Genomic DNA, 7,484 nt, shown 5'->3' with positions numbered 1-7,484 from the left:
CGCCCGGCTGCGCCGCGCCGCCCCCGCGGCCGCCCCGCAGCCGCCGTCGTCCGGCCGCCGCCGCGGCGGCTCCGACGTCCCGGGCCGTGCCCAGCCGGTCCAGCCGGCGCCGACCCTGGCCGTCCCCGAGCCCGGCGTCCGGCCCGCCCTGCGCGGCCGCCCCGGCCGGCCGTACCCCGGCGGCCCGGCGGACGCCCGGCAGGGCCTGGCCGCGCCGCCCGGGGGCAGCCTGCTGGACATGCTCAAGGTCGCCATCGCGATCCTGGACACCGCGGGCCGGGTGGTGCTGTGGAGCCCGGCCGCCGAGGAGCTGCTCGGCTGGCCGAGCGAGCTGCTGGTCGGCCGCCGGATCGACGAGCTGATCCCGGACCAGGAGCAGGTCGCCCGGATCCGGACCGCGGTCCAGGACACCCTGCGGCACGGCCGCTGGGCGGGCAACGCCGAACTGCGCGACCGGGACGGCGTGCCGGTCGCCGTGGACGCCCGGATCTCCCTGCTGGTGGACGGCGACGGCACCCCGTTCCTCCAGGTCAACCTGGCCGAGGCGGCGGCCGTACGGGCCGTCGAGCGGGACCTCGCGGTGCGCGACGCGCTGTTCGAGCAGTCCCCGCTGGGCATCGCCATCCTGGACACCGACCTGCGCTACACCGCCGTCAACCAGACCCTGGCCGAGATGAACGGCGTCGCCCTGGAGGACCACGTCGGCCGCACCACCGGCGAGACCCTGCCCGAGCGGGCCGCCGACGAGATCACCGCGATCCAGCGCCAGGTGCTGGCCACCGGCGAGCCGGTCATCGACGTCACCCTCGCCTCCCCGGTCACCACCCGGGCCGGCTACCGCTCGATCTCCTACAGCCGGATGACCGACCGGGCCGGCCGGGTGCTCGGCATCTCCGGCACCGTCATGGACGTGACGGAGCGTTACCGAGCGGTGGCCAAGGTCGAACACGCCCGGCGGCGGCTCTCGCTGCTCAACGAGTTCGGCTCCCGGGTCGGAGACCTGCTCGACGCCGCCCGGATCGCCCAGGAACTGGCCAACTCGGTGGTGCCCCGGCTGACCGACCACTCCGCGGTGATCCTGCTCCAGGCCGTCGCGCACGGTGACGACCTGCCCCGGCACGGCCACGACCGGCGCACCTCGCTGCTCCAGCTCGGCACCGCCTCGGTCCAGGACGGCCCCGAGGTCGAGGTGATGCTCCGGCGCGGCGCCCGGATCACCTTCGCGGAGGACTCCGCCTGTGGCCGGGTGCTGCGCACCGGGGTGCCCGAACTGCTGTCCGGCGCCGACCAGCTGGACGACGTCACCTACCCCGGCGACCCCAAGATGCAGGCCGCCCACGACCTGGGCGTGCACTCGATGCTGGTGGTCCCGCTGCGCGCCCGCGGCATCGTGATCGGCCTGCTGCTGGTCAGCCGGGCCGGCTACCGCGAGGGCTTCGACCGGGACGACCTCGCCTTCACCGTCGAACTCGCCGACCGGGCCGGCAGCTCGCTGGACAACGCCCGGCTGTACGCCCGCGAGCGCACCGCCGCGCTCACCCTCCAGCGCACCCTGCTCCCGCAGCAGGTCCCCCAGCCCACCGGCGTCGAGGTCGCCTACCGGTACGTGCCCGGCAGCAGCGGCACCGAGGTCGGCGGCGACTGGTTCGACGTCATCCCGCTGCCCGGCGACCGGACCGCGCTGGTGGTCGGCGACGTGATGGGCCACGGCCTGCGGGCTGCCGCCACGATGGGCCGGCTGCGCACCGCCGTCCGGGTGCTGGCCGCCCTCGACCTTCCGCCGGACGTCCTGCTGCGGCACGTCCACGAGCTGGCCGACGACCTCGCCCAGGGCCCGGACGAGGCGCTGCTCGCCACCTGCGTCTACGCCGTCTTCGACCCGGGCACGGCGAAGCTGACGGTGGCCAAGGCCGGGCACATCCCGCCGGTGCTGGTGGTGCCGGGCGAGGGGGCGGTGGAGCCGACCCGCACCGGTGGCCCGCTGCGCGGCGGGGCCGGGCGGATCCTCGACCTGCCCTCCGGCGCCCCGCTCGGCGTGGGCGGAGTTCCGTTCGAATCGGTCGAACTGAAGATCCCCGAGGGCAGCCTGCTCGCGCTCTGCACCGACGGCCTGGTGGAGTCCCGGGACAAGGACCTCGACGTCGGCCTGGGCCGGCTGGTCACCGTGCTCCAGGAGCCGCACGCCTCCATCCAGGCCGCCTGCGAGGCGGTGCTGGACACCATGGAGCAGGGCCGCGAGCCGGACGACGTCGCCCTGCTGCTGGCCCGGCTCGGGCACGGCCAGGCCGGTACCCCGACGGCCGGCTGGACGCTGCCCGCCGAGCCGACCGCCGTCTCCCGGGCCCGTCGGCTGGTCCGCGCCGCGCTCGCCGAGTGGGGCGTCGAGGACCTCACCGACACCGCGGAGCTGCTGGTCAGCGAGCTGGTCACGAACGCCGTCCGGTACGCCAGCGCCCCGATCGGGGTCCGGCTCACCCTCGGCGAGACCCTGCTGGTCGAGATCTCCGACCCGCTGCCGGACCCGCCCCGGGAACGCCACGCGGCCGAGGCCGACGAGGGCGGCCGGGGCCTGGAGCTGGTGCACCGGCTCGCGCTGCACTGGGGTGCCCGGGCCGAGGGGATCGGCAAGGTGGTCTGGTTCGAGCTGGCACTGCCGGGTAGTGACACCGGCGAGGAGTGACGCGAGTAGAGCGTCCGGACCGTCGGGAGAACCGTGCTGCATATGCCAACGGGCGCTCAGGGGGAGCGCGCGCTCCGGAAGGGGGCGCGGGCGTGGCATTGTGGTTGCGCGGGCGGTAGGACAAAAACCTTCGCCCGATCTGATGTTGTGATGTTGAGGGCGTGTGAACGCACCCCTCGATGATGAATACTCGGTCTTCTCGACATCCGGACGGTCGCGGGTTGGAGGGGTCGGTCCGTTGAACAGCACTCCGGCGCGGAACGCGCCGAGCAGCAGCGGTCATGCCGCTGTGCCCGGGCAGGCCGGTTCCCCGCACCTGCCCGTACCGGCGCCGCCGCCGGCCCACGCCGCCGCCGGCCCGGGCCGCGACGGCCGCGCCGCGGCCCACCCGGCCGCCGAATCCCGGCCCTGGGGCGCCGGGGACCCGGGCTCGATCTACGACTACATCCGGGTCGCCACCTTCGCGATCGGCCCCGACGGCCGGATCAGCCAGTGGAGCGAGCGCGCCGCCGAGTTCTTCGGCGTCCCCGCCGCCGAGGCCGTGGGCGCCGACCCGATCAGCACCTTCGTCCCCCGCGAACTCTGGCGCCGCGGCCGCGCCCGGCTGGAGCGCACCCTGGCCGGCGAGGAGTGGGTCGGCACCACCCCCTACCGGGACGCCGCCGGCGGCGAGGGACTCGCCGAGCTCTACCTGATGCCCGACAGCGCCCTGCCCACCGCGGGCGCCACCTGTCTGGCGGTCGACCTCGGCCGGCTGCGCCGGATCGAGACCGACCTCGCCGCCTCCGAAGCCGTCTTCGGGCAGACGCCCACCGGCTTCGTGCTCTTCGACGACCGGCTGCGGCTGCAGCGGGTCAACGACGCCTTCGCCTCCGGAATGGGCCTCGTCCCCACCGACCTGGAGGGCCTCACCCCGCACGACCTCTTCCCGCCGTCCGAGGCCGACCGGCTCAGTGCCGCCCTGCGCAAGGTCCTCGCCACCGGGGAGCCCGTCTTCGACCTGCGCTTCCACAGCGCCGTCCCGACCCGCGAGGGCAACCGGCTCTGGGCCGTCTCGCTGTACCGGCTCAACGGCTCGGCCGGGCAGCCGATGGGCGTGGCCGGACAGGTCTCCGACGTCACCAGCCGGCACGTCGCCGAGCGCGAGGCCGACGGCGTGCGCCGCAACCTCGCCCTGCTCAACGAGGCCAGCGCGCACATCGGCTCCACCCTCGACCTGGAGACCACCGCCAAGGAGCTCCTGGACGTGGTCGTCCCGCCGTTCTGCGACCTCGCCACCGTCGACCTGTACACCGCGCTGCTCTCCGGCGAGACCGTCCCCAGCGCCGGGCGCCTCGGCGACACCGTGCTCACCGACGGCAGCGGCGAACTGCGCCGGGTCGCCGTCTCCAGCGTCATCGGCGGCGCCTCCTCGGTGCTCGGCTCGGTCACCGGCCTGCCGATCGCCGAAGCCGGCGGCACCCTCTGCTACCCGCGCCGCTCCCCGCACGCCCGGGCGCTGCGCACCGGCCGCAGCGTCGTCCCCGAGCCCGGCCGCGACCCGCTGCTGCGCTCCACCCTGATCGTCCCGCTGGTGGCCCGCGACCAGGTGCTGGGCCTCGTCCAGCTCTCCCGGGCGATCGGCAGCGAGCCCTTCGACGCCCGCGACGTGGCGATCGCCGAGGAGCTGGTGGCCCGCGCCGCCGTCTGCATCGACAACGCCCGGCTCTACCGCCGCGAGCACGAGCGGGCGCTGATCCTCCAGCGCAGCCTGCTGCCCCCGGGCAACCCGGCCGCCAGCGGCCTGGAGATCGCCTGCCGCTACCTGCCCAGCAACAACAACACCGAGGTCGGCGGCGACTGGTTCGACGTCATCCCGCTGCCCGGCAACCGCACCGCCCTGGTCATCGGCGACGTGATGGGCCGCGGTCTGCGCGCCGCCGTCGCGATGGGCCAACTGCGCACCGCGGTAAGGACCCTGGCCATGCTCGACCTCGACCCGGCCGAGGTGCTCGGCGCGCTGGACGAGATCGCCCGCGGCCTCGGCGACGACTCCGTCCCGGCCGGGCCGCCCACCCAGTACGGCCGGCTCACCTCGACGGCCGACGAGGAGGCCCGCGAGGTCTACCTGGCCACCTGCGTGTACGCCGTGTACGACGCCGTCACCCGCCGCTGCGTGTTCGCCAACGCCGGCCACCTGCCGCCCGTCCTGCTCAGCCCGGGCGAGCCCGCCCGGATGCTCGACGTGCCGCCCGGCCTGCCGCTCGGCGTCGGCGGCGAGCCCTTCGAGGAGGTCGAGCTGACCCTCCCGGACGGCGCCTTGCTCGGCCTCTACACCGACGGCCTGGTGGAGAGCCGCAAGCACCAGCTGGACGAGGGCCTGCGCGCCTTCCGGGCCGCGCTCAGCGACCGCGGCAAGGGCCTGGAGGACCTCTGCGACCACGTCCTCGGCGAGCTCGACCCGCACCACGGCGAGGACGACATCGCCCTGCTGATGGCCAAGGTGCACGCCTTCCCCGAGGACGCGGTCGGCAACTGGTTCCTGCCGCCCGAGCCGACCTCCGTCGCCAAGGCCCGTGAACTGGCCTGCAGTTGGCTGCTCGCCCGGGGGCTGGACGAGCTGGTCGACACCACCGAGCTGCTGGTCAGCGAGCTGGTGACGAACGCGCTCAAGCACGGCCGGGGCGAGATCCGGCTGCGGCTGCTGCGCGAGCGCAGCATGGTCTGCGAGGTCTGGGACGACGGCTACGCCCAGCCCCGGCAGCGGCGCGCCCAGGAGACGGACGAGGGCGGGCGCGGCCTGCAGCTGGTCAGCCTGCTGGCCGAGCGCTGGGGCAGCCGGCGCACGCCCAAGGGCAAGATCGTCTGGTTCGAGCTGGCGCTGTAGCGCCCGGCGGGGCTGGGCCGTACGGGTGCAGTCGCCCGGCGGCCCGCCGTGTCGGCGCGGGCCGGGCGGGGCGGGCGGCGTTCGATGGCCGCCATGCGCGTCCGCCAGCTCACCGCCGCAGCCGCCGCACTGCTGCTCGCCGCCGGGCTCGGCGGCTGCTCCGACGACCGGGGCCGCGGCCCCTCGCCCGCACCGGCCCGGGCCGAGCCCACCGCCACCACCGGGGACGTCCGCGCCGCCGAGCGCGGCGCCGTCCGGGACGGCGGCACGCTGAGCTGGGCGCTGGACGGCGTCCCGGCCACGCTCAACGTCTACCAGCGCGGGGCCGGCGCCGACTCGGCGCTGCTCGCGCACGCGCTGTACCCCTCGCTGTTCCGGCCCGACGAGCGCGGGCGGCTCGTCCCGGACCCGGACTACCTGGTGGGCGCCGAGTCCACCCCGCCCGGGCAGCAGCCGCAGGTGGTCACCTACCGGCTCAACCCGCACGCCGTCTGGACCGACGGCACCCCGCTGTCGGCCGCCGACCTCGGTGCCCAGCGGGCCGCCCTGTCCGGCCTGGACCCGGCCTACCGGGGCGGGCCGGCGGCCGGGTACGAGGCCGTCGACTCGGTCGCCGAGGGCGCCGACCCGCACGAGGTCAAGGTGACCTTCCGGCGGCCGTACGCCGAGTGGCGGGCCCTGTTCGGGCCGCTCTACCCGGCCGCCGAGACGGCCACGCCGGCCGCCTTCAACCGGGCGCTGACCGGCACCGGCCACCTGAGCGCCGGGCCGTACGCGCTCACCCGGTACGACGAGGACGGCGGACGGGTCACCGTGGAGCGCAACCCGCTCTGGTGGGGGGACCGGCCGAAGACCGACCGGATCGACTTCCTGGCCACGCCGCCCGAGCGGCGGCTGGACGCGCTGGACCAGGGCCGGCTGGACGTCGCCCCGCTCACCGCCGCGGTGGACCGGGCGGTGCCGTCGCCCGCGCCGTCGCCCGCACCGCCGTCGCCAGCACCGTCCTCCCCGGCCCCGTCCAAGGGCGGCTCCGCGGCCGCCGCCCCGCCCGAGGCGGCGCCCGAAGCGGTGCCCGAGGCGGCGGCGTCGGCGCTGCGGCGGGCCGAGTCGCTGCCCGGGGTCACCGTGCACCGGGCGGCCGCCCCCTCGCTCACCCAGCTCACCCTCAACGCCACCCGCGGCCCGCTCGGCGACCCGGCCCTGCGGCGGGCGGTGGCCCGGGCGGTGGACCGGCGGTCGATCGCCGAGGCCGCGCTGACCCCGCTCGGCCTGCCCGGCGCCCCGCTCGGCAGCCACCTGCTCGCCGGCGACCAGGAGGGCTACCGGGACGACAGCGCCGCGATCGGACCGGCCGACGCCGCGACGCTGCTGGACGAGGCCGGCTGGAAGCTGTTGAACGGGAGCACCCGGACCAAGGACGGCAAGGAGCTCGTCCTCACCCTGCTCGTCCCGGCCGGCTCCGCGACCGCCCGGCGCACCGCCGACGCGCTCACCGCGGACCTCGACGGGTACGGCATCGGGGTGAGGACGCTGACCGCGCCCGCCGACACCTTCGTCCCGGAGCAGCTGGCCGACGGCGACTACGACCTCGCGCTGTTCTCCTGGCCGGTCGGCCCCAGCCCGGCCGTGGAGCAGCGCGCCGCGTACGCCAAGCCCCGGCCGGACGCCGACGGCGCGCTCGAGTCCGGCGGCAACTACGGCCGCAGCGGCACCGAGGAGATCGACCGGCTGTTCGACCGGGCGGTCACCGAACTCGACCCGGCGGCCCGGCTGGACCTGTTGCAGGAGGCGGACGTCCGGATCTGGCAGCTCGGGCACTCCGTCCCGCTCTACCAGCGGCCGGAACTGGTGGGGGTGCGGACCGGCGTGGCCGGGGCGGGGGCCTTCGGCTTCGGCTGGCCGCGCTTCCAGGACGTGGGCCGGAGCCGGTAGCGGAGC

3 protein-coding genes are annotated in these 7,484 nt (G+C 76.2%); all 3 read left to right on the top strand.

Annotation, left to right across the window (positions count from 1 at the left end; all coding sequences use genetic code 11):
- Positions 1-2,680: SpoIIE family protein phosphatase (locus tag ACFXPX_RS33025; RefSeq protein WP_380644304.1), on the top strand; the 2,680-nt coding region annotated here is incomplete at its 5' end.
- Between the two features lie 238 nt (positions 2,681-2,918).
- On the top strand, positions 2,919-5,546 hold the full coding sequence (locus tag ACFXPX_RS33020; protein ID WP_380644303.1) for a SpoIIE family protein phosphatase: 2,628 nt from the start codon (positions 2,919-2,921) through the stop codon (positions 5,544-5,546).
- 93 nt (positions 5,547-5,639) lie between these two features.
- Positions 5,640-7,478: an ABC transporter family substrate-binding protein gene (locus ACFXPX_RS33015; RefSeq protein WP_380644302.1), complete on the top strand. Its 1,839-nt coding sequence runs from the start codon at positions 5,640-5,642 to the stop codon at positions 7,476-7,478.
- Positions 7,479-7,484: the final 6 nt, after the last annotated feature.

The sequence above is a fragment of the Kitasatospora sp. NPDC059146 genome, from assembly GCF_042786665.1.
Taxonomy (GTDB): Bacteria; Actinomycetota; Actinomycetes; order Streptomycetales; family Streptomycetaceae; genus Kitasatospora.
The sequence above is the reverse complement of the archived record's forward strand: the minus strand, read 5'-3'. Positions and strand labels throughout refer to the sequence as shown.

What these genes read in the sequence shown, in the direction of transcription:
- ACFXPX_RS33015 (WP_380644302.1), top strand. Translation starts at nt 5,640, where the DNA reads ATGCGCGTCCGCCAGCTCACCGCCGCAGCCGCCGCACTGCTGCTCGCC.